This is a genomic window from Bacillus sp. 16GRE42, from assembly GCF_019837435.1.
GTDB lineage: Bacteria > Bacillota > Bacilli > Bacillales > Bacillaceae_G > Bacillus_A > Bacillus_A wiedmannii.
This window is the reverse complement of sequence record NZ_JADAXF010000004.1, coordinates 208,891-234,935: the sequence shown is the minus strand read 5'-3', so window position 1 is coordinate 234,935 and position 26,045 is coordinate 208,891. Positions and strand designations below refer to the sequence as shown.

Here is a 26,045-nt window from a genome sequence, read left to right as displayed (position 1 = left end):
CGAATGCCCTGATTTTAAGAGTGAAGGGAATGGAATGAACATGCAAGGAAGAGTGAAATGGTTCAATGCAGAAAAGGGATTTGGGTTTATTGAGCGTGAAGATGGTGATGATGTGTTTGTTCATTTTTCTGCGATTCAACAAGATGGATATAAGTCATTAGAAGAAGGGCAACAAGTTGAGTTTGACATTGTAGATGGAGCACGTGGACCACAAGCAGCTAATGTTGTAAAACTGTAGGAATATTGTTTTTGGGAAGAGAAAGCTGCGTTTGTGGCAACGTTATATATATGGTAGAACCTCTTGTTTTTTGCAAGGGGTTTTTGTTACGAATCAAGTTGTCAAAAAGTTGTTTCTTTTCTGTAACGAATTGTCCACAGTTATATTCGTTATTCACGATGTTAATAGGATAAAATAAAGATAGAAACGATGCATCTTTTCATTTCAACAAAAAACGATAAAAAAATCGCAATTCCACTAATTTTTTTAAAAAAGTTAGAAGGAGTTTTTAAGCCAATGTCGAAATTATAGTACATAGGCTTGAAAGGAGGAATTCATCTATGAAATTCAACATTCGTGGTGAAAATATTGAAGTAACTCCAGCATTAAAGGAATATGTAGAGAAAAAACTAAGTAAGTTAGAGCGTTATTTTGATACATTCCCAGAGATTAAAGTTAATTTAAAAGTATACTCTGACAAGCAACGTGTCGAGGTAACAATTCCATTTACTGATTTATTACTTCGTGCAGAAGAAACTAATAGCGATATGTACGCTGCTATCGATTTAGTAGTTGATAAACTTGAGCGACAAATTCGTAAACATAAAACAAAGGTAAATCGTAAGTTACGTGAGAAAGGTTCTGTGAAAACGAACTTTATCCTTCCAGAAGCAGTAGCTGTTCTGGATGCGGTAGAAGAGGATGAATTAGAACTTGTACGTACAAAGCGATTTGATTTAAAACCGATGGACGTTGAAGAAGCGATCCTACAAATGGATATGCTAGGACATAATTTCTTCGTCTTCACAAATGCTGATACAAATGAAACTAATGTTGTATATGGCCGTAAAGATGGGAAATATGGTTTAATTGAAACTAAATAATAATTCAAAAGCGCAGCCGAAATGGCTGCGCTTTTTTTGCTGAAAATAGATTTTTTTAAAAAGTTTCCTTAATTTAGAACGAGACATTCGGCCGATTGTTGTCATAGTTATAAGACAAGTGTTACAATTATCATTAGGTATATACATTTTAGTTTTTTTAATTAGGAGAAAAATTGGCATAACATACATTTGATTTTTACAACGACTGATTGTAATAGAGAAAAAGAAAAACAATCGGAAGTTTTATTTTAATAAAAAAGAGGAGCGTATTTCCTATGATCGGTATTTTAAAAAAGGTATTTGATGTAAATCAACGCCAAATTAAACGTATGCAGAAGACAGTTGAGCAAATTGATGCATTAGAATCATCTATTAAGCCATTAACAGATGAGCAATTAAAAGGAAAGACGCTTGAATTTAAAGAACGTTTAACAAAAGGTGAGACAGTAGATGATCTACTTCCTGAAGCTTTTGCAGTTGTTCGCGAAGCTGCGACTCGTGTTCTTGGAATGCGTCCGTATGGTGTGCAGTTAATGGGTGGTATTGCCTTACATGAAGGGAATATCTCTGAGATGAAAACGGGTGAAGGTAAAACGTTAACATCTACATTACCTGTATATTTAAATGCTTTAACAGGAAAAGGTGTTCACGTTGTTACGGTCAATGAATACTTAGCACAACGTGATGCGAGCGAAATGGGACAACTTCATGAGTTCCTTGGCTTAACAGTAGGAATTAACTTAAACAGTATGTCACGCGAAGAGAAACAAGAGGCTTATGCTGCTGATATTACGTATAGCACAAATAATGAGCTTGGATTCGATTACTTACGTGACAACATGGTTTTATATAGAGAACAGTGCGTTCAGCGTCCACTTCATTTTGCTATTATCGATGAAGTCGATTCTATTTTAGTCGATGAAGCACGTACGCCGCTTATTATTTCGGGACAAGCTCAAAAATCAACAGAGCTATACATGTTTGCAAATGCATTCGTTCGTACATTAGAAAATGAAAAAGAGTATTCATTTGATGTGAAAACGAAAAATGTAATGTTAACTGAAGATGGTATTACGAAAGCAGAGAAAGCTTTCCATATTGAAAACTTATTCGATTTAAAACATGTCGCACTTCTTCACCATATTAATCAGGCGCTTCGTGCACACGTTGTCATGCACCTTGATACAGATTATGTTGTACAAGAAGGCGAAATCGTAATTGTAGACCAATTCACTGGTCGTCTTATGAAAGGTCGTCGTTATAGCGAAGGTTTGCACCAAGCTATTGAAGCAAAAGAAGGCGTAGAAATTCAAAATGAAAGTATGACACTCGCAACAATTACGTTCCAGAACTATTTCCGTATGTATGAAAAGTTATCTGGTATGACTGGTACAGCGAAAACGGAAGAAGAAGAATTCCGTAGTATTTACAATATGAATGTTATCGTAATTCCAACGAACAAAGATATTATTCGTGATGACCGTGCTGATTTAATCTTCAAATCAATGGAAGGCAAATTCAATGCAGTTGTTGAGGATATTGTAAATCGTCATAAACAAGGGCAACCTATTCTTGTTGGTACAGTTGCAATTGAAACGTCAGAGCTTATTTCAAAAATGTTAACACGTAAAGGTGTACGCCATAACATTTTAAATGCGAAAAACCATGCGCGAGAAGCAGATATCATTGCAGAAGCTGGTATGAAAGGTGCTGTAACGATTGCGACGAATATGGCTGGTCGTGGTACGGATATTAAGCTTGGAGACGATATTAAAAACGTTGGTCTAGCAGTTATCGGTACAGAGCGTCACGAAAGCCGTCGTATTGATAATCAGTTACGTGGTCGTGCTGGTCGTCAAGGGGACCCTGGTGTAACGCAGTTCTACTTGTCTATGGAAGATGAACTAATGCGCCGCTTCGGTTCTGACAATATGAAAGCGATGATGGATCGTCTTGGTATGGATGATTCACAGCCGATTGAAAGTAAAATGGTTTCTCGTGCGGTAGAATCTGCGCAAAAACGTGTAGAAGGAAATAACTATGATGCACGTAAGCAGTTACTGCAGTACGATGATGTACTTCGTCAGCAACGTGAAGTTATTTACAAACAGCGTCAAGAAGTAATGGATTCTGAGAACTTACGCAGTATTATTGAAGGTATGATGAAATCTACAGTAGAACGTGCTGTTGCGCTTCATACACAAGAGGAAATTGAAGAAGATTGGAACATTAAAGGTCTTGTTGACTACTTAAATACAAACCTTCTGCAAGAAGGCGATATAAAAGAAGAAGAGTTACGTCGTCTTGCTCCAGAGGAAATGAGCGAGCCAATTATCGCGAAATTAATAGAGCGTTACAACGACAAAGAAAAGCTTCTGCCAGAAGAGCAAATGCGTGAGTTTGAAAAAGTTGTTGTATTCCGTGTAGTAGATACGAAATGGACAGAGCATATTGATGCGATGGATCACCTTCGTGAAGGTATTCATTTACGTGCTTACGGTCAAATTGATCCACTTCGTGAGTATCAAATGGAAGGATTCGCAATGTTCGAGTCAATGATTGCTTCTATTGAAGAGGAAATCTCTCGTTACATTATGAAAGCTGAAATTGAACAAAACTTAGAGCGTCAAGAAGTTGTTCAAGGTGAAGCTGTTCATCCATCTAGTGATGGCGAAGAGGCGAAGAAAAAACCAGTTGTAAAAGGTGACCAAGTAGGCCGCAACGATTTATGTAAATGTGGTAGCGGCAAAAAATATAAAAACTGCTGTGGTATCGGGAAGTAATACAGGGCGATAGCCCAGATTGCTTTGCAAAATTTTACATCAAAAATGTATAATTAAGAAAGATTAAACTCTCTCCGTCATAAGTGGAGAGAGTTTCCCTTGTTTTCATAAGAAAGTAACAGCAATTACATAGAGGTGAAGGAAATGGAATTAGTAGAAATTAGACAAGAATTAGAGAAAATGGCTAAGAGATTAGCGGCTTTTAGGGGGTCTCTTTGACCTTCCTACTAAGGAGAAACAAATTGCAGAGTTAGAAGAGACAATGATGGGTGCAGGATTTTGGGATGACCAACAAGGCGCACAAGCTGTAATTAACGAAGCTAATGCACTGAAAGAGATGGTTGGAAAGTTCCGTCAGTTAGATGAGACATTCGAAAATTTAGAAATCACACATGAGCTTTTAAAAGAAGAGTATGATGAAGATTTACATGAGGAACTTGAATCTGAAGTGAAAGGCTTAATTCAAGAAATGAATGAGTATGAGCTTCAGTTACTACTAAGCGATCCTTATGATAAAAATAACGCTATTTTAGAATTACACCCAGGTGCTGGTGGAACAGAGTCACAAGACTGGGGTTCTATGTTATTACGTATGTACACACGTTGGGCTGAAAAACGTGGGTTTAAAGTAGAAACGGTTGACTATTTACCAGGTGATGAAGCTGGTATTAAGAGTGTTACTTTATTAATTAAAGGTCATAACGCTTACGGTTATTTAAAGGCAGAGAAAGGTGTACATCGTCTTGTACGTATTTCGCCATTCGATTCTTCAGGCCGTCGTCATACATCGTTCGTATCTTGTGAAGTTGTACCTGAGTTCAATGATGAAGTTGAAATCGAAATACGTTCAGAAGACTTAAAAGTTGATACGTACCGTGCAAGTGGTGCAGGTGGACAGCATATTAATACGACAGACTCAGCAGTTCGTATTACACATACACCAACAAACACAGTTGTAACATGTCAGTCAGAGCGTTCACAAATTAAAAACCGTGAGCACGCGATGAAAATGTTAAAAGCGAAATTGTATCAAAAGAAACTAGAAGAGCAACAAGCGGAGTTAGATGAAATTCGCGGTGAACAAAAAGAAATCGGATGGGGTAGCCAAATTCGTTCTTACGTATTCCACCCGTATTCTCTTGTGAAAGACCACCGTACAAATACAGAGGTTGGTAACGTACAAGCGGTTATGGATGGAGAAATTGATCCATTTATTGATGCTTACTTACGTTCTCGCATCTAATAAGCGAAAAAAAGCCAACAAAGTTGTTGGCGTATGCTGAGGATAGTCGAGGAGATAAAGAATTTGATTTTATTTCTATAGATGAAGTAAAGAGGAAGAGAAGTTGGAAACGACAACTTCTCTTTTTGATGGGATTATATGTAGCATACAATGTTGTATATTGTATTGTAAAAAGTAGAGAATAGTAAAACAGAGCGGCAATAGAGTAAGACTTGAACAGAACTTTTCTGATTTTCTGTTCAACAAGAATTCTTTATAGAAGTTTTTACGTTGTTCACAGAATTGAAACAACTTATGAAAGCTTTATATTATCAGGGTTCTTACTGTGTTTTTGAAAAATATGAAATATACCTTAGTTTTTCTATATAAAGATAATGCTTATAATGAAAATGAGTGTGTTAGGAATGAAAAGAATATCAACAATGGGGAGCGATAGAAGTGAAAAAGAAATTGTTGGCTATTGCGTTAGGAACATCAGTCGTTTTTGCTTTAGGAGCATGTGGAAATAAAGAAGAGAGTAAGCCTTCGAAACAATCTGCAAGCACAGATAGCGCAGAGCAAATTTACCAAAAAAGTTGTATAGGCTGTCACGCGAAAGATTTATCGGGAGCAACTGGACCGGATTTACGAAAAGTGGGACAGAAATATGATGCAGCAGAGATTGAAAAGATTATTGAAAAAGGTCGCGGTTCTATGTCACCAGGAATCATTCAAGGTGAAGATGCGAAAAAAGTAGCTGATTGGTTAGCTGAACATAAATAAAAAAGGATAAAATGGACGAGTTGGTTATATAATCTTATCCCAAAATGATTTTGGGTAAGAACTATGACGACTCGTTTCCTTTTTCTGGAGTGTAACATAACTGTAACAAAAATGTATCCGAACTGGAAACCGTTTGATGTTACAATGGGGTTTGTAGAATTTTGCTGAAATATATTACATAGAGTAGCGCTGCTAATAAAAAGCATGAATGGAAGCTACCTTCAACAAGAGTGGTTAAGTGAGAATAAAGTTTTTATTTTCAGATGTACAGAAAAGTATTTCGAAAAAAATCATTAAGTATTGGGTGATAAATAATGATAAAAATGACGAATGTTTATAAGGAGTACCCGAATGGTATGAAAGCCATTGCTGGTCTCACAGTTAACATTAAACAAGGTGAGTTTGTATACGTAGTTGGACCGAGTGGAGCCGGGAAATCTACATTTATTAAAATGATGTATCGTGAAGAGAAGCCATCTACAGGGTCAATTAATGTAAATGGACTTGTTATTGAAACATTAGCAGAAAGAGATGTTCCATATTTCCGTCGTCAATTAGGCGTAATTTTCCAAGATTTTAAATTACTACCTAAGTTAACGGTATATGAGAATGTTGCGTTTGCCTTAGAAGTAATTGAAGAAGAAAAAGAAGCCATTCGTGAGCGTGTAACAGAAGTTTTAGGTCTTGTAGGTCTTGAGGATCGTGCAGACGCACTACCAAGTGAACTTTCGGGCGGAGAGCAGCAACGTGTTGCGATTGCGAGAGCAATTGTTAATAGACCAAAGGTTGTAATTGCCGATGAGCCAACAGGTAACTTAGATATTGAAACAGCTCTTGATATTATGAAGATTTTTACGCGTATTAACGAGCGTGGTACAACGATTGTTATGGCGACACATAACTCAGATATCGTAAATACAATTCGTCATCGTGTAATCGCGATTGAAGGCGGAAAAATTGTTCGAGATGAGATTGAGGGAGGATACGGATATGAAGGCTAAGACCCTTAGTCGACATTTGCGAGAAGGTGTAAAGAATCTATCACGTAACGGATGGATGACATTTGCTTCTGTTAGTGCAGTAACAGTTACATTATTACTTGTAGGTGTCTTTTTAACAGCGATAATGAATATGAACCATTTTGCGACGAAAGTAGAGCAAGATGTAGAAATTCGTGTACACATTGATCCAGCAGCAAAAGAAGCTGATCAAAAGAAATTAGAAGATGATATGAGTAAGATTGCGAAAGTAGAATCTATTAAATATTCTTCTAAAGAAGAAGAGCTAAAACGCTTAATTAAAAGCTTAGGTGATAGCGGAAAAACGTTTGAGTTATTTGAACAAGATAACCCACTTAAAAACGTATTCATTGTAAAAGCAAAAGAACCAACAGATACAGCGACAATCGCGAAAAAGATTGAGAAAATGCAGTTTGTAAGTAATGTTCAATACGGTAAAGGCCAAGTTGAAAAATTATTTGATACTGTAAAAACAGGACGTAATATCGGGATTGCGTTAATTGCTGGTCTTTTATTCACAGCAATGTTCTTAATCTCTAATACAATTAAAATTACAATTTATGCTCGTAGTACAGAAATCGAAATTATGAAACTGGTAGGTGCAACAAACTGGTTTATTCGTTGGCCGTTCTTATTAGAGGGATTATTCCTAGGAGTATTAGGATCAATTATTCCAATTGGCTTAATTCTAGTTACGTATAATTCACTACAAAGTGTGTTTAACGAAAAACTTGGCGGAACAATTTTCGAACTTCTACCATACAGTCCTTTCGTATTCCAATTAGCTGGTTTACTAGTGTTAATCGGGGCTTTAATCGGTATGTGGGGAAGTGTAATGTCAATTCGTCGCTTCTTAAAAGTATAAAAAGTTGCAAACATAATTCGTACAAGCTTATCATATAGTAGAAATAGGTAAAGGCATCACACACTGTGTGATGCCTTTTGCTACACCACCTGTGTGTTTTGGAAAGGGGAATTCCGCATTGAAACGTAGAGTTGCAATTATTGGAATGGTTGTTGCATTTTTAATTGGTGCTGGCGGAATGTTTGCAGGTATGTCTTTATTTGGGGTTAACCCAGCAGAAGTAACGCAAACAATTTCGAGTGGAAACGCTAGCACCGCGCAAGGGAATTTGGCAAAAATTAATGAGGCGTATGCACTAATTGATTCACGTTATGTGGAAGACGTGAAGGATGACAAGTTAGTCGAAGGTGCAATACAAGGCATGTTGTCTACGCTGAAGGACCCTTATTCCACGTATATGGATAAAGAAACGGCTAAACAGTTTAGTGAATCACTTGATCCTGAGTTAGAGGGGATCGGGGCTGAGGTGAACAAAACGGACGGTAAGCTTATTATCGTATCTCCAATTAAAGGCTCACCGGCAGAAAAGATTGGAATTAAACCGAATGACCAAATTTTATCTGTAGATGGAAATAGTGTGAAAGATTTATCACGTGAAGAAGCAGTATTAAAGATTCGTGGTAAAAAAGGAACGACTGTCGCGATTGAAATTAAGCGTGCAGGAGTAGCTGATCCGATTGTATTTAAAATTAAGCGTGAAAAAATTCCAATCTTCACAGTGTTTAGTTCTGTGAAACAAGAGAGTGGAAAAGATATCGGTTATATGCAAATTACTTCTTTTGCTGAAAATACGGCGAAAGAATTTAAGGATCAGTTAAAAGAGTTAGAGAAGAAAAATATAAAAGGCTTAGTTATTGATGTGCGTGGTAATCCTGGTGGCTACTTAAATAGTGTAGAAGAGATACTAGGGGAAATTATGACGGATAAAAAGCCGATGCTACAAGTAGAGCAACGAAATGGTGAGAAAAAGAAATTCTCTACGGAACTGAAAGAGAAAAAGCCATATCCAATTTCAGTATTAATTGATAACGGAAGTGCTTCTGCTTCAGAGATTTTAGCGGGTGCGCTAAAAGAGGGAGAAGGATACGATTTAATTGGTGAAAAAACGTTTGGTAAAGGTACTGTTCAGCAAGCCGTTCCATTTAAAGATGGTAGCAATATTAAATTAACGATGTTTAAATGGTTAACACCGGATGGAAACTGGATTCATAAAAAAGGAATCGCGCCAACAGTAGAAGTGAAGCAACCAGATTATTATCATGCGACACCAATTCAAATTGAAAAAACACTTTCATACAATTCAAATGATGTGCAAGTAAAACACGCGCAAGAAATGCTTAAGAGTTTAGGATATGTACCGGGGCGTGAAGATGGATACTTTAGTAAAGAGACAGAATCAGCGCTGAAAGCATTCCAAAATGCGAATGAGATGGAAGCGACGGGACAGCTGGATAAAAAGACAGCTGAGGCGATTCAAACTAAAATTATTGAAAAAATCCGTTCTGGAGAAAATGATTTACAATTACAGTCCGCATTAAAATTAATAGCGAAATAAAGTGAAACTTTAATCAGTGGGGGTTTTCTTCATCCCCCACTGATTATTAGTTGAACCAATCGGACTTTAATGGGCAGTTGATCCCCCACCTAAATTCTTTGCTTTCGCTGAATTTTGAGGTGGGGGTCTTACTGCCCATTAAAGCGGGATAAAAAGAAATACAGGCAGTTTGCTGCCTGTATTTTTTTGTGTTAAACAAACGTTTGTCCAGTTATGATAATATAAAAAGAAAGAATGATATAAATGGTGGTGAATGGGTTCGTGGAGGCATGGATTTTTGAAATAATGCGGGCAGTTGGACGTTTTTTCTTACACCCTGCTGTCTATGTATTTTTAATAAGTAGTATCTTCGTTGGATACTTACGTATGTTACGAGAACGAAAGGATTTTTCCTTTAAAGTTTATGATATTTGGTTTGAACTGCGAACATCTCTATTTGCGGGAGTTGGATACGGATTAATCGTATCTATTATTACAATTGGACTTGGCCTTGTCGTTTCCAAAGCGAGCTTATGGGTCATCTTACTTTGGACGTTATTATTTGGATTAACTGCTATGTATCGATATTTATCAGCAGCTTATACATTTAGTATCGCAATTGTATGCGTTCTATTATCTTCTAAGCTACCAGTTTCCTTCTTACAGCTTGGAGAAGGTGAAGAGAGTACGATTGTATCTCTTGCTATTTTACTAGGCGTCATGCTTGTTGTAGAGGGCTTGTTGATTTCTAAAAATGCAGTAGGATATTCTACGCCGAAGATTAAGAAGGGTAAGCGTGGGCTAAAGATTGGTTTACACGAATCAAAGCGTTTATGGATCGTGCCTATTTTTATTCTTGTACCAGGTGATGCAGTAACGCAGTTTATTTCATGGTGGCCTGTCGTTTCAATCGGTTCAGATACCTATTCTTTATTCCTCGTTCCATTTTTAATTGGATTTATGAGAAAGATTAGAAGTTATGAGCCAACGGAAGCTTTATTATTTACAGGAAGACGGGTCTACGGATTAGCAGGAATTGTACTTGTTTTAGGAATCGCAAGTTATTGGTGGCACGTACTTGCCATTATCGCAATGGGAGTCGCAATGCTTGGGCGTTTCACAATTTCCATGCAAGAAAAAATTGCGGATGAGACAAGACCGGCTTACTTCGCTGCACGTAATGATGGGCTTGTTGTATTAGATACAATCCCGAATACAATTGGGGCAGAGCTGAATTTACTGCCTGGAGAAGTAATTACGAAAGTAAATGGAGTCATTCCAGGAAGCGCTGAGGAATTTTATGATGCGCTTCAAACGAAGACGACAGGAGCATTTTGTAAGTTAGAAGTATTAGATACAAATGGAGAGCTTCGTCTTGCTCAAACGGCATTATACGCCGGAGGACATCACGAATTAGGAATTGTGTTTGTTCAGCAGGAGCATGAGTGGGATTCGGAAGCGATGTAATAGAAGAAAGGGTATCACCTTGTGGTGATACCTTTTTTTGTTGTGGGGGGCGGAATGGGTAGTAAATAGGATTTGTATCGGCGATTATTCAAATATATCGACTTTCCGGAAAAAAACGACAACTATCGCAAACATTCTTTTTAGTTTCATAGACGGATAACTTGAATAATTATTTGATAATGGTTATCATTTAGAGGGTGTTTTAATTTTGGAAAATGGAGGTAAGATATGCTACGTAAATTTTTTTCTTACTATAAACCGTATAAAGGTTTATTTATACTCGACTTTTCTTGCGCGGTTGTCGCAGGGTTACTAGAACTTGGCTTCCCGCTTATCGTAAATCAATTTATTGATAAGTTATTGCCAGGACAAAACTGGACGCTTATTTTATGGGCTTGTTTCGGTTTACTTGCAGTGTATATATTAAATGCAGGCTTACAATATGTCGTTACATATTGGGGACATATGCTTGGTGTTAACATTGAAACGGATATGAGGCAGAAATTATTTGATCACATTCAAAAGCTATCATTCAGATTTTTTGACAATAATAAAACAGGTCATTTAATTTCACGTCTTACAAACGACTTAATGGAAATTGGGGAAATTGCTCACCATGGACCAGAAGATTTATTTATCGCTGTTATGACTTTAGTTGGGGCATTCTCATTTATGATGATGATCAACTGGAAGTTAGCGCTATTAACGTTCTTCGTTATTCCATTCCTATTATGGTTGGCACTTTACTTCAATAAAAAAATGACAGGTACGTTTAGACGTTTATTCTCAGACGTTGCTGATTTTAATGCATGTATTGAGAATAACGTTGGTGGTATCCGTGTTGTACAAGCATTCGGAAATGAAAGGTTTGAGAAAGATCAATTTGCTGTAAACAATGCTCGTTTCCGTACAACGAAATTAATGGCATATAAAATTATGGCGTTAAATTCATCGATTAGTTATATGCTCATGCGTCTCGTAACGCTCTTCGTCTTAATATGCGGTACATGGTTTGTTCTGCAAGGTGAATTAACGTACGGTGGATTTATCGGATTCGTTCTATTAACGAATATTTTCTTCCGCCCAATTGAAAAAATTAATGCGGTAATCGAAAGCTATCCGAAAGGGATCGCTGGTTTTAAGAGATATGTAGAGCTTCTTGAAACAGAGCCAGATATTGTAGACTCTAAAGATGCAATGGAAGTTAAACATGTACATGGTGATATTCAATATAGCAACATTACATTCGGATATGAAAATAAAGAACCGATTTTAAATGATATTAGTTTGAAAATACATGCAGGTGAAACTGTTGCTTTCGTAGGACCATCAGGAGCTGGAAAAACGACGTTATGTAGTCTATTACCACGTTTTTATGAACAAGCGTCAGGATCGATTCAAATTGATGGTATTGATACGAAAGATATGACGTTATCTTCACTTCGTAAGCAAATTGGAATTGTGCAGCAAGATGTGTTCTTATTCTCAGGAACAATTCGTGAAAATATCGCTTACGGAAACTTAAAGGCGTCAGAAGCTGAAATTTGGCAGGCAGTAAAACGTGCACAGTTAGAAGACTTAATTTACTCACAACCAGACGGTTTAGATACGGTTATTGGTGAGCGTGGTGTGAAACTTTCTGGTGGACAGAAGCAGCGTCTAGCGATTGCTCGTATGTTCTTGAAAAACCCGCCAATTTTAATATTAGATGAAGCGACTTCCGCATTAGATACAGAGACGGAACTTGCGATTCAAAAATCACTTGCTGAACTATCTGTTGGCCGTACAACATTAGTTATCGCTCACAGACTTGCAACGATTAAAAATGCAGATCGTATCGTCGTTGTAAATAAAGATGGTATTGCAGAACAAGGTTCACATGAGGAACTAATTGAGCAAGGCGGAGGATATAGCCGTTTATACGAAGCTCAGTTCAGTTCGTAAATATAATTTCTGCTGAATTAGTGCACCATAAGTAAGTGAAAATCTTATATGGGAGGCTATGAAGCATGATTGTAACAACAACGTCTACGATTCAAGGAAAAGAAATTATTGAGTATATCGATATCGTCAATGGAGAAGCGATTATGGGCGCGAATATCGTTCGTGATCTTTTCGCCTCTGTCCGTGATGTTGTCGGCGGTCGTGCGGGCGCTTATGAAAGTAAATTAAAAGAAGCGCGCGACATTGCAATGGAAGAGATGAAAACTTTCGCAAGACAAAAAAATGCAAATGCAATTGTTGGTATCGACGTGGATTACGAAGTAGTTCGCGAAGGAATGCTAATGGTTGCAGTGAGCGGGACTGCCGTCCGTATTTAAAGTGAAAAAGCCGTGCTGATGCACGGCTTTTTCACTTTTATTAATGCTATTCTATGTCGAAGTTTCAATATTTCTTGGGAAATGCGGAAGGCCTTGTCGATATATAGGGAAGACATTAGAGCGCTTCTTTACATTTTCGGATTTGAACTAATAATGTTTCGTATTCTTGTTCGAGAGATGTGATGTCATCGTTTTTGTCAAACTAATTTCTATTTACTATTTTTGAATTTATCATTATACAATTGTGCTTTTGCCAGCGCCTCAGCATCATTTTTGATTTCATCCAATCCATTTGCATTCCCAATAACATACCCTTCAAATGATGAACCAACAAAATCAAAGATGTATTGGAACTGAGCAATAAGCGGTAATGCTTTCAGTTTCGGGTTGTCTCCGCCAACGATGACAACATACATTTTTTTGCCTTTCATTTTCTCTTTGAAATGAAGAGATGTATCACGCAAGCTTTGTGACCAGCGATCGACGAAGTTTTTCATATGACCGCTCATTCCGTACCAGTATAGTGGTGTAGAGAAGATAATTGTGTCGTGCTCTAGCATGCGTTCAATTAAATGTTGATAGTCATCGTTTACAGCTTGGAATCCTTCTGCATCATGACGTTGGTCTGTAATAGGATGGACTGTATGGTCTCGTAAGTAAATTTGTTCTGTTTCAATGCCCTCTATCATCATATGTGTTAAAGCCTCTGTATTTCCGTTTTGTCTTGAACTGCCATGTATAACAAACATGTAATCATCCCTTTTCATTTGCTTGTTTTAGGAGTGAAACGTGTTTTTGCAAATTCGTTTGAATGCTAGAAAGTAATGAGATTTGCTTCGTTACTTCATTAAGTTTATCTTCATAAAGCGTAAGGATACTGCTGCAAGGATTTTCGTACAGGTGCGGCTCTATTTCGAGGCAGCGCAGCATCCTTGCCGTCTCTTCTAAATTTAAGCCAATTTGTAAGTACATTTGAATAAGCTCCACTTTTTCGATGGCACCTTCATCAAAATCACGGTAGCCATTTGCGAGGCGCTTAGAAGGGAGTAATCCTTTTTCTTCATAATGTCTTAGTGATCTTTCGCTAACCCCGGTTTCTTTTGATAACTCTCCAATTCGCAATGTGTTTCACTCCTTTTACATGTATTGTAAACCTTCACACTAATGTGAAGGTCAATGCTGTTTTTTCGCAAAAGAGTCTACATGATTTAAAAACACCTGAATGGCTTTAGACAGGATGAAGTATTTGCCGCGCACGATGGAGAATGGACGAATTAGTTGTTCATTTGGAACTTCGACGTGGAATAGCTCTTTTGCCAGTAGCTCTTTTCGTACAGTCCAATCAGAAAGTATAGCGATGCCAAGCCCGGCACTAACTGCTTCCTTTACGCTTTGGATACTACTAAATGTAAAGAATCGCTTCATTTTCAAATGGTGTTGATGAATAAAGCGGTCACTATAAGCGCGTGTACCAGAACCACTTTCTCTTAATACCCATACTTGATCTTGGAGTGTACTTTCATTTATTTCATTTGTGCAGAGCAGTGGATGATTTGGAGGGACGACGAGCTTCATTTCATCTTGCATAAACGTTTCAACGTCAACGTCGGCGTATACGACTTGCCCTTCCACTAAGCCGATATCGATTTGATTAGAGCGAAGGCTTTGTAAAACGTCTTCTGTATTTGAGATAAAGGTATGAACTTCGACGTGTGGATTTTCATTCGCATAGTTAGCCAGTATTTTTGGAAGTAAGTATTCGCCAATTGTGAAACTAGCACCGATGCGAAGAGTTCCTGTTACAACGTTATGTAGTTCGTTAATTTCTTGTTTGGCTTCTTCGTAAAGAGAGAGCATTTGCTTTGCATGTATATATAGTATGTTTCCAGCCTCCGTCACTTGGACGTGCTTTGGGGAGCGCTGAATAAGAGTGGTGCCAAATTCGTTTTCTAAGTTGCGTATATGCATACTTACGCCAGGTTGTGAAAGGTTTAATAATTCTGCTGCACGGGAGAAGTGCTTCTGTTCAACGACAGTAACAAATATTTTTAAAATGTCTACGTTCATGTAATGGGCTCCTTTCTTTTTCTATCATCTTATCATAAGTATTTCTGATGATAGAGATTTGATATTGATATTAAACTTATTATAGAAACTCTCTTATAATGTAAGTAGAAAGAACATGCATGTTCCAATACGATTATTGGAGTGGTTCAAAGTGGAACAAACACTTGTTATACAAAAGAAGAAGGGCTTTGGATTTTCGCAAGGAATTGGGATTACACTATTAATCGCAATTGCTGCGAAATATTTAGCAGAGCTTCCATTTTTAAATATTATGGGACAATTAGTAATTGCTATTCTAATTGGGATGGTTTGGCGTGCAGCAATTGGAGTTCCTCATGATGCGATTGCCGGGACGAACTTTGCGAGTAAGAAGTTGCTGCGCTTTGGGATCATCTTACTTGGAATGCGGTTAAATCTTGTTGATATTGCGAAGGCAGGGCCGAAAGTATTGGTCATCGCTGCGGTTGTTATTGCATTTACGATTTTCGTTGTATATGGACTAACGAAAGTATTTAAAGTAGAAAAGAAACTCGGAATTTTAACAGCGTGCGGAACAGCAATTTGCGGTGCGGCAGCGGTCGTGGCAATTGCACCGCAAGTGAAAGCGAAGGATGAAGAAACGGCAGTTGGGGCAGCGATTATTGCAATTTTAGGTACAATATTTACACTTATTTATACGCTATTATACCCAGTGCTTGGCTTCTCACAGTACGGTTACGGTGTATTCTCAGGTGCCACGCTGCATGAGATCGCCCATGTCATCGCAGCTGCGGCACCAGGAGGAAGTACGGCTGTAGACATCGCAGTTATCGTGAAATTAACGCGCGTTGCAATGCTTGTGCCAGTAGCGATTTTAATTGGATTATGGTTTGGTAAGAGTGAAGGTAGCGAGGAAAAAAAATCGTGGCGCGATCTTCCAATTCCGTGGTTCATCTTCGGATTTTTAGCGATGAGTGCAGTGCATTCGCTCGGGGTTATACCAGAAGTTGTTGCCGGCTATATTGTTGTCATTGCTTACATGCTGATTGCAATGGCGATGGCGGGGCTTGGTTTAAATGTAGAGTTTAAAACGTTCCGTAAGTTAGGAGGTAAGGCATTCGTGGCGGGGCTGATCGGCTCGGTTTGCCTTTCTATTCTTGGATACGTTCTTGTATATGCATTAGGATTTATGTAGTAGGACGAAGAAGCTGTTCCAAAAGATATTTTGGGACAGCTTTTTTCTTATGATTATAGTGCTACGGATGTCGATATATTTAAAAAATCGCTGATATAAATTGAATTACTCTTGTACTTGGTTAGAGAAGATGTTCAGTGAAATGTTTTACTAAAATTTGTAAAGATATCTTTACTTGAAATTGGAAAATATTTATAATTAAAGTAAAGATATCTTTACTTTCGAAGGTGGAGCCTATGGGTGTGAAAAATAAAATAAAAGAGTTAAGAAAGCAAAATCATATAACGCAAGTTGAAATGGCAAAGGCGATGCAGGTGACACGGCAGACGATTGTGGCGATTGAAAACCATCATTATAACCCGAGTCTAGAGTTATCCCTAAAAATCGCCAAATATTTTGGGGTGAAGGTTGAGGAAATATTTACGCTGGAGTAAGGGGAGAAAAAATGGAAGATACTAAAAAGTTATTGATTGGTGCGACTATTGGATTGTTTTTGGGAGACATTGTAGTTCATATTATGAATCCGGCTATACCAATTTTACCGCTCGTAGTGAGTAACGTTTTAGCAATTGTATTTTTGATAGTGTATGCGTATTACAAAAAGCGTAAGTATAAAAAAGAAGAACTTCCAGATATAGATGAGCGAGTAAATGAAAATATAAAAAAATATGTAAATGTCTCATTTGTATTCGCGTTTCTATTGCTTATTGTTTATATTGTTGCGAGTAAATCAATAGGCAGAGCTGTTATACCAGTGCAAGAAATATTTATGATATGTAGTTCCTTATTTGCGGGTAGTCTCATCATAGGAGTCATGATAGGGAAACGAGCATAGAGATAGGAGGAATGAAAAATGCAAGATGAGTTTGAGAGATTCCAGTCAGATAAAGCGTTTAAATATGTAGGGTTATTTTTTACGATTAGTTTAGCGATATGGAGTTTATATAATTTAATTGTTGATGGAAATGCTGGTATGCCGTTTGTTTTATTTGTACTAGGGCAGTTTGTTTATTTCTTTGTGAACTATTGGCCGAAGTGGAAATATAGAAATCAAAAAGAGGTTGATCATGTATGAGTAAGCAAGATGTTATACGGTTTATAGGAAGTTTATTTTTAGCGGGTCTTATTTTAAATGCGAGTTTAATGATTTTAAGTATTTCGTGGGGAACGATCTTCATATCGAATGTAGCACTAGTCATTTTATATAGTATTTCGGAATATAGAGAACAGAAGCGTTTGAAAGAAGAGGGAGTTCCGTCGATTGATGAGCGAGTTGTGAATAAGATGAAGTCGTATTTTACGATTTGTATTACAAGCTTCATTTTCCTGTTCATTGTGTATCTTTGTGTAAATAAGCATTTAGATAGGCAAGCAGTACATGTAAATGAGTTATTATATATTGCTATTTTTGGTTTATTAATAAGTATGGCATCGACGAGTGTGTTAGCAACAAGGAATAGATAGAAAAAGGGGAACTGGGATGGGATTACCGGTATTATGTGTCGCTACGGCTATTTTTGCTTTGTTTTGGGGAATGCAGAACTTCTCTCGTAATCCAGTGCCAAGCGTTTGTATTATGATTGGTACTGTCGGTTTATCATATTATTTATTAGTTTCAGCTCATTATCATAAAACAGCAACGAGTGTTGTTGTTGGAGCACTTATTTTATTTTGTGGGCGTGCTGTACAAAAAGGATTATTCCCGTAAAAGCTGTTTATACGAAGAGTATAAACAGCTTTTTGTATTTTTTTTACAAAAGACTTGAAAGTGACGTAACGTCATCTTTTATAATGAAGGGGAAGAGGTGATGGTAGTGATTTCCATACAACAATTGACGAGAGAGACAGGGGTAACAGTACGTACATTACGTTATTATGATCAAATAGATTTATTAAAGCCGAGCGGGAAAACAGAAGGCGGGCATCGTTTATATAGTGAAGCTGACGTAATACGGCTGCAACAAATTTTATTTTTAAAGGAAATGGGATTTTCGTTAAAAGAATCTGCGAATATGTTAGTAAAAGATGAGCTTAATTTAAAGGATTCACTTGAAAAACAACTTCGATTTGTACAGGAAGAACAAAAGAAATTCAATCGAATGGAGCGTGTTTTACAAGCAGTTGTTTATTCGGTGGATGTGGAGGGAGAGCTCGATTGGAAAGTTATGTTTGAACTTATCCAGCTTTCGAAACAGTCGTCTCGCATACGTGAAATATTTCAAAATGAAGTATTTTCAAAGGAAGAACAAAAATTGCTTCATAACTTGCCAAATATGAGTGAAGAAGATCCGAATGTTTTAGAATGGGTAGATTTATTAAAGCAATTACGTATTTTTATGAAAGACGGCAAAGAAGCCGCGAGTAATGAGGTACAAGAGGCAACGAAGAGATTAATGCAGAAGTGTTTAGAAATGGCTAATGGTGATGAAGCATTTTTAGATAAGTTATGGGAAGTTAGAAAATCGAAGGAAGATTCGCAGAAAATGAGCATGTATCCAATTGAAGAAGAACTTTTATTATATATGGATGAAGCTTTTCGTATATATGATGAAAAGGAGATGGATAAATGAGTATACTTGCAGAATATCGTTGGTATTTTTTAATTGGGGCAGAGATTGTATTTTGGTTATCGGCTATCGGCTTCTTTTTACTCCGTTACGGATTCCGTTTGAAGAAAGCGAGCTTTATTATGGGGATTGTACTCCTCGTAAATGAAGTAATTATTTTAACATTAGGGGTAGTGGACTATTATCAAACAGGGAATTTCTCTAATTTTCAAATCATTACTGTAATTATTTTATTGTATGCAGTTTTCTACGGGAAAAAGGATTTGAAGAAGCTTGATATATTTGCGCAAAAGCTAGTTGCGAAATGGCGGAATGAACCAGCGCCTATTATTGAAGAACATATAGAATTAACAGGTATGGCCTATGCGAAGCAGGAAATAAAAAATTTGGTATTGCATCTTGTTTTATTCATTGTTGTGCATATTTTCTTTTTCTTTCTGTACGGTTTTGTCCCGTTTGACCAATGGCATAATTGGTTAGAAACTGGGATTGTTTTAAATGAACCAGCTAGTCGCGTTAGTCAAGTTTGGGCGATTATACTTTTAGTGGATACAGTTATTTCATTTTCATATGTGATTTTTCCGAAGAAAGAGAAAGGAAAAGAGAAGCTACTTTCGTAGAGGAAAGTAGCTTTTGCGGTATACAAAGAATTTTTATAGGAGAGGATGACAATAGGAAAAAGAAGTGGTTTTATATGTCTATTTCTCTTTTTCTTTAGCTTAGTAGCATGCTCACAACCTAACATTGAAATTGATAGGAAGAATGATGTCATTGTAAAGAGAGCGGGAATTTCCAATCTAGATAAATTTGAAAAATTCATTTTGAATGTTGACCAAGGGAAGGTTGATAAAATAAGGATTGTACAGTATACCCATGAAGGTGACCCGATCTTTCAAACGCTAGAGCATAGTGAGAACGATATACTTTATGTGTCAGATAATAGAAAAGACCAATTTGCTGGTGAGGATAAAGGGTTACATAAAGATAACTGTAAAAGGATTGTTAAAGAGCAGCGTGAATCACAAACGGCTTATAGGTTAATAGACTGTGTGAATGAAAATGGGCGCAATGGATATGATTTATTATATGTACCTAAAAAATAGAGTTAGTAGAGGAAGGAAGTTTTGACTCCTTCCTTTTTCTATGTATATATTGTCGAAAGTTTTACCGAATATCTGTTCGTTTTTTTAGGTTTTTTATGGGCATTCGTGGTAAAATAATAATACAGATTTTTATGAGGAGGTCGGATTTTACTTGGAACATCAATTTGAAATTATCTCAGCGTATTCCCCGCAAGGTGATCAGCCGGTAGCTATAGAGAAGCTTGTAGAGGGAATTAATAGTGGAAAGAAAAAGCAAGTGTTGCTTGGGGCGACAGGAACGGGTAAGACATTTACGATTTCAAATGTCATTAAAGAAGTGCAGAAGCCAACACTTGTCATGGCTCATAATAAAACGTTAGCAGGACAGTTATATAGTGAGCTGAAAGATTTTTTCCCTAACAATTCAGTGGAGTATTTTGTTAGTTATTACGATTATTATCAGCCAGAAGCGTATGTGCCGCAAACAGATACTTTTATTGAAAAAGATGCGCAGATTAATGATGAAATCGATAAATTGCGTCACTCAGCAACGTCTTCCTTATTTGAAAGAGACGATGTTATTATCGTTGCGAGTGTTTCGTGTATATATGGTTTAGGTTCTCCAGAAGAATACCGCGAGTTAGTTGTTTCGCTTCGAGTTGGTATGGAAAAGGACCGCAATCAATTGCTTCGTGAACTTGTTGATGTGCAGTATGGGCGTAATGACATTGATTTCAAGCGTGGTACATTCCGTGTGCGCGGAGATGTAGTTGAAATCTTCCCGGCATCACTTGATGAGCATTGTATTCGAATTGAATTTTTCGGCGATGAAATAGATCGTATTCGCGAAGTAAATGCGTTAACAGGTGAAGTATTAGCAGAACGTGATCATGTAGCAATCTTCCCAGCATCTCACTTCGTTACACGTGAAGAAAAGATGAAGGTCGCTATTGAAAATATCGAAAAAGAATTAGAAGAGCGTTTAAAGGAATTAAATGATAATGGCAAGTTGTTAGAAGCGCAGCGTATAGAGCAACGTACACGTTATGATTTAGAAATGATGCGTGAGATGGGCTTTTGCTCAGGTATTGAAAATTATTCCCGTCATTTAACACTTCGTCCAGCGGGTGCAACACCGTATACGTTATTAGACTATTTCCCGGAAGATTTCTTAATTGTTATGGATGAGTCACACGTATCAGTACCGCAAGTAAGAGCGATGTATAACGGGGACCAAGCACGTAAGCAAGTACTTGTGGATCATGGGTTCCGTTTGCCATCAGCTTTAGATAATAGACCGCTTACGTTTGATGAGTTTGAAGGGAAAACGAATCAAGTTATTTACGTTTCGGCAACGCCAGGACCGTACGAGTTAGAGCAGGCACCGGAGGTAATAGAACAAATTATTCGTCCAACAGGGCTTTTAGATCCACCAATTGATATACGACCAATTGAAGGGCAAATTGATGATTTATTAGGAGAAATTCAAGATCGCATTGCAAAAAATGAACGTGTATTAATTACGACTTTAACGAAGAAAATGTCAGAGGATTTAACAGACTACTTAAAGGATGTAGGAATTAAAGTAAACTATCTTCACTCTGAAATTAAAACGTTAGAACGTATTGAAATTATCCGTGACCTTCGCCTTGGTAAGTTTGATGTACTGGTCGGTATTAACTTATTACGAGAAGGATTAGATATTCCAGAAGTATCACTTGTAGCTATTTTAGATGCTGATAAGGAAGGATTCTTGCGTTCGGAGCGTTCATTAATTCAAACAATTGGTCGTGCGGCACGTAATGAAAACGGCCGCGTTATTATGTACGCAGATCGTATAACGAGATCGATGGGAATTGCGATTGAAGAAACGCAACGTCGTCGTACTATACAAGAAGCTTACAATAAAGAGCATGGTATTACGCCGAAAACGATTCAAAAAGGCGTGCGTGATGTTATCCGTGCAACGACAGCTGCTGAAGAGCCGGAAACATATGAAGCAGTACCAGCCAAGAAGATGACGAAAAAAGAGCGTGAAAAGACAATTACGAAGATGGAAGCAGAGATGAAAGAAGCAGCAAAAGCGTTAGATTTCGAGCGTGCAGCTGAATTAAGAGATTTACTATTAGAATTAAAAGCGGAAGGGTGAACAGAGTGAGCATAAGCAAGGATTTTATTGTCGTAAAAGGTGCTAGAGCACATAACTTAAAAAATATTGATGTAACCATTCCGAGAGATCAGCTTGTTGTTGTGACGGGATTGTCTGGTTCAGGGAAATCATCATTAGCGTTTGATACGATTTATGCAGAAGGGCAACGCAGATACGTAGAATCGTTATCTGCGTATGCGCGCCAGTTTTTAGGACAAATGGATAAACCTGACGTGGATACAATTGAAGGCTTATCTCCAGCGATTTCAATCGATCAAAAAACAACGAGTCGTAATCCACGTTCAACTGTCGGAACGGTAACGGAGATTTATGATTATTTACGTTTACTATTCGCACGAATTGGTACGCCGATTTGCCCGAATCATGGTATTGAAATTACATCACAAACAGTAGAGCAGATGGTAGACCGTGTACTTGAATATCCTGAACGTACGAAATTACAAGTGTTAGCTCCTATCGTTTCTGGGCGTAAAGGTGCACATGTGAAAGTGCTTGAAGACATTAAGAAGCAAGGATATGTTCGTGTACGTGTTGATGGTGAAATGCTTGATGTATCTGAAGATATTGCGTTAGATAAAAATAAGAAGCATTCCATTGAAGTTGTAATTGACCGTATTGTTGTAAAAGAAAGGATTGCAAGCCGTCTTGCGGATTCACTTGAAAGTGCATTAAAGCTTGGCGGGGGCCGAGTGTTAATTGATGTAATGGGAGAAGAGGAACTTCTATTTAGTGAACATCATGCTTGTCCGCATTGTGGCTTTTCAATCGGAGAATTAGAGCCGCGCATGTTTTCATTCAATAGTCCATTCGGGGCGTGTCCTTCTTGTGATGGACTTGGTTCAAAGTTAGAGGTAGATTTAGAACTTGTCATTCCGAATTGGGATTTATCATTAAATGAACATGCGATTGCGCCTTGGGAACCGACAAGTTCACAATATTACCCACAGCTTTTACAATCTGTATGTAATCATTACGGCGTTGATATGGATGTGCCTGTGAAAGATATACCGAAAGATTTATTTGATAAAGTGTTGTACGGAAGCGGTGAAGAGAAAGTTTATTTCCGCTATGTAAATGAATTTGGTCAAGTAAAGGAAAATGAGATTTTATTTGAAGGTGTTATTCCAAATATCGAACGTCGTTATCGTGAAACGAGTTCTGATTATGTCCGTGAGCAAATGGAAAAGTATATGGCAGAGCAAGCTTGTCCGAAGTGTAAAGGTGGACGCTTAAAGCCTGAGAGTTTAGCTGTTTTCGTTGGTGATAAAACGATTGCTGATGTAACGAAGTATTCTGTTCAAGAAGTACAGGAATTCTTCTCGAATGTAGAGCTAACGGAGAAGCAACAAAAAATTGCTCATTTAATTTTAAGAGAAATCCAGGAGCGCGTTGGATTCTTAGTGAACGTCGGGTTAGATTATTTAACGTTAAGTCGTGCTGCAGGAACTTTATCAGGTGGTGAGGCGCAGCGTATTCGTTTAGCGACGCAAATCGGTTCTCGTCTGACTGGCGTACTTTACATTCTTGATGAGCCTTCTATCGGTTTACATCAGCGCGATAACGATCGTCTTATTCGTACGTTGCAAGAGATGCGTGATTTAGGTAATACGTTAATTGTCGTTGAACATGATGAAGATACGATGATGGCTGCTGATTATTTACTTGATATCGGACCTGGTGCAGGTATTCATGGTGGTCAAGTTGTATCAGCGGGGACGCCAGCTGAAGTGATGCAAGATGATAATTCGCTAACAGGGAAGTATTTAAGCGGTAAAGAGTTTATTCCGGTTCCACTTGAAAGACGTAAAGGTGACGGACGTAAAGTGGAAATTATCGGTGCAAAAGAGAATAACTTAAAGAATGCAAAGATGTCATTCCCGCTTGGTACGTTTGTAGCGATAACGGGTGTATCTGGTTCCGGTAAAAGTACGATGATTAATGAAGTACTATATAAATCATTAGCGCAAAAGTTATATAAAGCGAAAGCGAAGCCAGGTACTCATAAAGAAATTAAAGGTCTTGAGCATTTAGATAAAGTAATCGATATTGATCAATCGCCAATCGGGCGTACACCACGTTCTAATCCAGCGACGTATACAGGTGTATTCGATGATATTCGTGATGTGTTTGCACAAACGAATGAAGCGAAAGTGCGTGGATATCAAAAAGGACGTTTCAGCTTTAATGTAAAAGGTGGACGTTGTGAAGCGTGCCGTGGTGATGGAATTATTAAAATCGAAATGCACTTCTTACCAGACGTATACGTTCCGTGTGAAGTTTGTCATGGTAAACGTTATAACCGCGAAACGTTAGAAGTGAAGTATAAAGATAAGAACATTTCTGAAGTGTTAGGGATGACAATTGAAGATGGAGTAGAGTTCTTCGCTAATATCCCGAAAATTAAGCGTAAACTTCAAACGCTTGTAGATGTAGGGCTTGGTTATATGAAATTAGGGCAGCCAGCTACTACGTTATCTGGAGGAGAAGCACAGCGCGTGAAATTAGCTTCTGAATTACACCGTCGTTCTACAGGGCGTACGTTATATATTTTAGATGAACCAACGACTGGTTTGCATGCACATGATATCGCGCGTCTTCTAGAAGTTCTGCAACGCCTTGTTGAAAGTGGCGAGACAGTTCTTGTTATTGAACATAATTTAGATGTAATTAAAACAGCTGATTATATCGTTGACCTTGGACCAGAAGGTGGAGACAAAGGTGGACAAATCGTTGCTTCCGGAACGCCAGAGCAAGTAGTGAAAGAAGAGCGCTCGTATACAGGTAAGTATTTAAAAGATATTTTAGTTCGTGATAAAGCAAGAATGAAAGAGAAAATAAAAGAAGTAGAATTATCGCAATAAGTGTATTACTAAAAAACCGAGTGGAAATGACACTCGGTTTTTCGTTCATAGGGGGAGAAAATGGAGTTTGTAGATATTTTAAGAAAGAAAAATATGAAGGTAAGAGAGTTTCAAAATTGGGGTGTTTATTTTCGCAAACGCTGGGAGGGTCATTTTGCAAACCATTTAAGTGATGAGGAAAAAGAAGACATTTTTCTGTATGGAGATAAGTATGCATGTGGGTATCTTTGGCACATATTTAGTTATGAGAAAAAGAAGTGTTTAGAGGGTGAAGAAGCGGAGAACGCGTTTCATAATGAAGTGAAAAAGAATTGTTACATATTCTATCAACATTGTGATGATGTACTGCTAATAAAAGATACGAGTTTATTACATATGGAGGATATATTGTGTGAGAGGGACGATATGTATAAAGGCGATATTTATATTGTAGATAAAGAGTTCACTTGGACTTTTGTAAAAACTCATGAACATAGATGGTGTGGTCCTTATTTTGCGAGGGAATGTTAGTAGGTATACAAGCATGGAGAATAGAATAAGTTGATATAAGTGTTTGTATGATACTTGCGTTTCTTATCTATTAGCGTATGATGAAATATATATGTCAAAAGGATGTGTAAGAAAATGAGATGGATTGTATCACTTCTTGTAAATAGCGTTGTGTTAATCGCTGTATCGGGACTTTTAAAAGGGATTGCGCCAGACGCGTTTTACGTAGCAAATATACAAACTGCAATTATTGCGAGTATTATCTTGGCTGTTTTAAATGTGTTCGTAAAACCGTTTTTAATTTTAATTACGCTACCAATTACTCTTGTAACTTTCGGGTTCTTCTTAATTGTTATTAATGCGATTACGTTAAAAATAGCAGATTCATTATTAGGAGATGCATTTAATATATCAGGATTCGGTGTAGCGATTGTAGCGGCAATTTGTATTTCAATTTTTAATATGATTATTGAAAAGGCAATTGTGGAGCCACTGTATGAAAAAAAGAGAAAATGACAAAAAGAAAAACATTTCATGATG

At 37.5% G+C, this 26,045-nt stretch carries 27 protein-coding genes and 1 pseudogene; 24 read left to right on the top strand and 4 right to left on the bottom strand.

Going from position 1 to position 26,045, the window contains the following annotated elements:
- The first annotated feature begins 40 nt into the window (after window positions 1–40).
- The 11 genes from cspC to ILS93_RS21690 all read left to right on the top strand — a co-directional run bounded on the left by cspC (window position 41) and on the right by ILS93_RS21690 (window position 13,095).
- Window positions 41–238: a cold shock protein CspC gene (gene cspC / locus ILS93_RS21740; RefSeq protein WP_001990088.1), complete on the top strand. Its 198-nt coding sequence runs from the start codon at window positions 41–43 to the stop codon at window positions 236–238.
- 320 nt (window positions 239–558) lie between these two features.
- A complete protein-coding gene (hpf, locus tag ILS93_RS21735) occupies window positions 559–1,101 on the top strand; it encodes a ribosome hibernation-promoting factor, HPF/YfiA family (RefSeq protein ID WP_000671193.1) in 543 nt (180 codons plus the stop codon).
- 275 nt (window positions 1,102–1,376) lie between these two features.
- Entirely contained in the window at window positions 1,377–3,884 is a 2,508-nt protein-coding gene (gene secA, locus ILS93_RS21730; protein ID WP_000579393.1) for a preprotein translocase subunit SecA, read from the top strand.
- A 144-nt stretch (window positions 3,885–4,028) separates the two neighbouring features.
- A protein-coding gene (gene prfB / locus ILS93_RS21725; protein ID WP_096001656.1) for a peptide chain release factor 2 occupies window positions 4,029–5,127 on the top strand; the annotation gives its coding sequence in 2 pieces (ribosomal slippage) (window positions 4,029–4,100 and window positions 4,102–5,127; 1,098 coding nt in all).
- A 438-nt stretch (window positions 5,128–5,565) separates the two neighbouring features.
- Complete coding sequence (gene cccB / locus ILS93_RS21720) at window positions 5,566–5,889, top strand: cytochrome c551 (RefSeq protein ID WP_064476196.1); 324 nt, start codon at window positions 5,566–5,568, stop codon at window positions 5,887–5,889.
- Window positions 5,890–6,203: 314 nt separating this feature from the next.
- Window positions 6,204–6,890, top strand: a complete 687-nt coding sequence (gene ftsE, locus ILS93_RS21715) for a cell division ATP-binding protein FtsE (RefSeq protein WP_000594325.1) — start codon at window positions 6,204–6,206, stop codon at window positions 6,888–6,890.
- Window positions 6,880–7,773 (top strand): permease-like cell division protein FtsX, encoded by an 894-nt coding sequence (gene ftsX / locus ILS93_RS21710; RefSeq protein ID WP_000645020.1) that lies wholly within the window; start codon window positions 6,880–6,882, stop codon window positions 7,771–7,773. The genes ftsE and ftsX overlap by 11 nt, the downstream gene beginning before the upstream one ends.
- Window positions 7,774–7,891: 118 nt before the next feature.
- Window positions 7,892–9,328 (top strand): S41 family peptidase, encoded by a 1,437-nt coding sequence (locus tag ILS93_RS21705; RefSeq protein WP_080349976.1) that lies wholly within the window; start codon window positions 7,892–7,894, stop codon window positions 9,326–9,328.
- 261 nt (window positions 9,329–9,589) lie between these two features.
- Window positions 9,590–10,774, top strand: a complete 1,185-nt coding sequence (locus ILS93_RS21700; protein ID WP_141669133.1) for a PDZ domain-containing protein — start codon at window positions 9,590–9,592, stop codon at window positions 10,772–10,774.
- Between the two features lie 228 nt (window positions 10,775–11,002).
- Entirely contained in the window at window positions 11,003–12,718 is a 1,716-nt protein-coding gene (locus ILS93_RS21695) for an ABC transporter ATP-binding protein (protein WP_048563441.1), read from the top strand.
- 65 nt (window positions 12,719–12,783) lie between these two features.
- The gene (locus ILS93_RS21690) at window positions 12,784–13,095 is read left to right on the top strand and encodes a heavy metal-binding domain-containing protein (RefSeq protein WP_000637523.1); all 312 of its coding nucleotides are present in this window, start codon (window positions 12,784–12,786) and stop codon (window positions 13,093–13,095) included.
- 115 nt (window positions 13,096–13,210) lie between these two features.
- Here the strand turns inward: ILS93_RS21690 and ILS93_RS28755 are convergent.
- From ILS93_RS28755 to ILS93_RS21675, 4 genes and pseudogenes are all read right to left on the bottom strand, one after another.
- Window positions 13,211–13,288: pseudogene (locus ILS93_RS28755) on the bottom strand (macrolide transporter); the annotation flags it as partial.
- A gap of 16 nt (window positions 13,289–13,304) precedes the next feature.
- Window positions 13,305–13,844 (bottom strand): flavodoxin family protein, encoded by a 540-nt coding sequence (locus ILS93_RS21685; protein ID WP_149173760.1) that lies wholly within the window; start codon window positions 13,842–13,844, stop codon window positions 13,305–13,307.
- Between the two features lie 4 nt (window positions 13,845–13,848).
- Window positions 13,849–14,217 (bottom strand): MerR family transcriptional regulator, encoded by a 369-nt coding sequence (locus ILS93_RS21680; protein WP_064476199.1) that lies wholly within the window; start codon window positions 14,215–14,217, stop codon window positions 13,849–13,851.
- A 51-nt stretch (window positions 14,218–14,268) separates the two neighbouring features.
- Window positions 14,269–15,162: a LysR family transcriptional regulator gene (locus ILS93_RS21675; RefSeq protein WP_088047802.1), complete on the bottom strand. Its 894-nt coding sequence runs from the start codon at window positions 15,160–15,162 to the stop codon at window positions 14,269–14,271.
- Between the two features lie 151 nt (window positions 15,163–15,313).
- On the opposite strand from ILS93_RS21675, the gene ILS93_RS21670 reads away from it, so the two are divergent.
- The 13 genes from ILS93_RS21670 to ILS93_RS21610 all read left to right on the top strand — a co-directional run bounded on the left by ILS93_RS21670 (window position 15,314) and on the right by ILS93_RS21610 (window position 26,021).
- A complete protein-coding gene (locus tag ILS93_RS21670) occupies window positions 15,314–16,336 on the top strand; it encodes a YeiH family protein (protein ID WP_142387438.1) in 1,023 nt (340 codons plus the stop codon).
- A gap of 236 nt (window positions 16,337–16,572) precedes the next feature.
- The gene (locus tag ILS93_RS21665; protein WP_000538364.1) at window positions 16,573–16,770 is read left to right on the top strand and encodes a helix-turn-helix transcriptional regulator; all 198 of its coding nucleotides are present in this window, start codon (window positions 16,573–16,575) and stop codon (window positions 16,768–16,770) included.
- Window positions 16,771–16,781: 11 nt separating this feature from the next.
- Complete coding sequence (locus ILS93_RS21660) at window positions 16,782–17,171, top strand: hypothetical protein (protein WP_098103016.1); 390 nt, start codon at window positions 16,782–16,784, stop codon at window positions 17,169–17,171.
- Between the two features lie 18 nt (window positions 17,172–17,189).
- Complete coding sequence (locus tag ILS93_RS21655; protein WP_064476203.1) at window positions 17,190–17,411, top strand: hypothetical protein; 222 nt, start codon at window positions 17,190–17,192, stop codon at window positions 17,409–17,411.
- A complete protein-coding gene (locus tag ILS93_RS21650) occupies window positions 17,408–17,800 on the top strand; it encodes an ATPase (protein ID WP_088047805.1) in 393 nt (130 codons plus the stop codon). The genes ILS93_RS21655 and ILS93_RS21650 overlap by 4 nt, the downstream gene beginning before the upstream one ends.
- Before the next feature lie 16 nt (window positions 17,801–17,816).
- Complete coding sequence (locus ILS93_RS21645) at window positions 17,817–18,044, top strand: hypothetical protein (protein WP_064476205.1); 228 nt, start codon at window positions 17,817–17,819, stop codon at window positions 18,042–18,044.
- Between the two features lie 100 nt (window positions 18,045–18,144).
- On the top strand, window positions 18,145–18,906 hold the full coding sequence (locus tag ILS93_RS21640) for a MerR family transcriptional regulator (RefSeq protein WP_064476206.1): 762 nt from the start codon (window positions 18,145–18,147) through the stop codon (window positions 18,904–18,906).
- Window positions 18,903–19,523 (top strand): hypothetical protein, encoded by a 621-nt coding sequence (locus ILS93_RS21635; RefSeq protein WP_222661248.1) that lies wholly within the window; start codon window positions 18,903–18,905, stop codon window positions 19,521–19,523. The genes ILS93_RS21640 and ILS93_RS21635 overlap by 4 nt, the downstream gene beginning before the upstream one ends.
- A gap of 45 nt (window positions 19,524–19,568) precedes the next feature.
- On the top strand, window positions 19,569–20,006 hold the full coding sequence (locus tag ILS93_RS21630) for a DUF4362 domain-containing protein (RefSeq protein ID WP_064476208.1): 438 nt from the start codon (window positions 19,569–19,571) through the stop codon (window positions 20,004–20,006).
- Window positions 20,007–20,157: 151 nt separating this feature from the next.
- Complete coding sequence (uvrB, locus tag ILS93_RS21625) at window positions 20,158–22,134, top strand: excinuclease ABC subunit B (RefSeq protein ID WP_064476209.1); 1,977 nt, start codon at window positions 20,158–20,160, stop codon at window positions 22,132–22,134.
- A gap of 11 nt (window positions 22,135–22,145) precedes the next feature.
- Window positions 22,146–25,016, top strand: a complete 2,871-nt coding sequence (gene uvrA, locus ILS93_RS21620; RefSeq protein ID WP_222661360.1) for an excinuclease ABC subunit UvrA — start codon at window positions 22,146–22,148, stop codon at window positions 25,014–25,016.
- A gap of 60 nt (window positions 25,017–25,076) precedes the next feature.
- Window positions 25,077–25,526: a DUF4275 family protein gene (locus ILS93_RS21615; protein ID WP_064476210.1), complete on the top strand. Its 450-nt coding sequence runs from the start codon at window positions 25,077–25,079 to the stop codon at window positions 25,524–25,526.
- A gap of 114 nt (window positions 25,527–25,640) precedes the next feature.
- A complete protein-coding gene (locus tag ILS93_RS21610) occupies window positions 25,641–26,021 on the top strand; it encodes a phage holin family protein (protein WP_001267307.1) in 381 nt (126 codons plus the stop codon).
- Window positions 26,022–26,045: the final 24 nt, after the last annotated feature.

Excerpts from the sequence above, each read along its gene's own strand:
- cspC (WP_001990088.1), top strand. The coding sequence starts at position 41 with ATGCAAGGAAGAGTGAAATGGTTCAATGCAGAAAAGGGATTTGGGTTT.
- hpf (WP_000671193.1), top strand. The coding sequence starts at position 559 with ATGAAATTCAACATTCGTGGTGAAAATATTGAAGTAACTCCAGCATTA.
- secA (WP_000579393.1), top strand. The coding sequence starts at position 1,377 with ATGATCGGTATTTTAAAAAAGGTATTTGATGTAAATCAACGCCAAATT.
- ftsE (WP_000594325.1), top strand. The coding sequence starts at position 6,204 with ATGATAAAAATGACGAATGTTTATAAGGAGTACCCGAATGGTATGAAA.
- ftsX (WP_000645020.1), top strand. The coding sequence starts at position 6,880 with ATGAAGGCTAAGACCCTTAGTCGACATTTGCGAGAAGGTGTAAAGAAT.
- ILS93_RS21695 (WP_048563441.1), top strand. The coding sequence starts at position 11,003 with ATGCTACGTAAATTTTTTTCTTACTATAAACCGTATAAAGGTTTATTT.
- ILS93_RS21690 (WP_000637523.1), top strand. The coding sequence starts at position 12,784 with ATGATTGTAACAACAACGTCTACGATTCAAGGAAAAGAAATTATTGAG.
- ILS93_RS21685 (WP_149173760.1), bottom strand. The coding sequence starts at position 13,844 with ATGTTTGTTATACATGGCAGTTCAAGACAAAACGGAAATACAGAGGCT.
- ILS93_RS21675 (WP_088047802.1), bottom strand. The coding sequence starts at position 15,162 with ATGAACGTAGACATTTTAAAAATATTTGTTACTGTCGTTGAACAGAAG.
- ILS93_RS21665 (WP_000538364.1), top strand. The coding sequence starts at position 16,573 with ATGGGTGTGAAAAATAAAATAAAAGAGTTAAGAAAGCAAAATCATATA.
- ILS93_RS21660 (WP_098103016.1), top strand. The coding sequence starts at position 16,782 with ATGGAAGATACTAAAAAGTTATTGATTGGTGCGACTATTGGATTGTTT.
- ILS93_RS21655 (WP_064476203.1), top strand. The coding sequence starts at position 17,190 with ATGCAAGATGAGTTTGAGAGATTCCAGTCAGATAAAGCGTTTAAATAT.
- ILS93_RS21650 (WP_088047805.1), top strand. The coding sequence starts at position 17,408 with ATGAGTAAGCAAGATGTTATACGGTTTATAGGAAGTTTATTTTTAGCG.
- ILS93_RS21645 (WP_064476205.1), top strand. The coding sequence starts at position 17,817 with ATGGGATTACCGGTATTATGTGTCGCTACGGCTATTTTTGCTTTGTTT.
- ILS93_RS21640 (WP_064476206.1), top strand. The coding sequence starts at position 18,145 with ATGGTAGTGATTTCCATACAACAATTGACGAGAGAGACAGGGGTAACA.
- ILS93_RS21635 (WP_222661248.1), top strand. The coding sequence starts at position 18,903 with ATGAGTATACTTGCAGAATATCGTTGGTATTTTTTAATTGGGGCAGAG.
- ILS93_RS21630 (WP_064476208.1), top strand. The coding sequence starts at position 19,569 with ATGACAATAGGAAAAAGAAGTGGTTTTATATGTCTATTTCTCTTTTTC.
- ILS93_RS21615 (WP_064476210.1), top strand. The coding sequence starts at position 25,077 with ATGGAGTTTGTAGATATTTTAAGAAAGAAAAATATGAAGGTAAGAGAG.
- ILS93_RS21610 (WP_001267307.1), top strand. The coding sequence starts at position 25,641 with ATGAGATGGATTGTATCACTTCTTGTAAATAGCGTTGTGTTAATCGCT.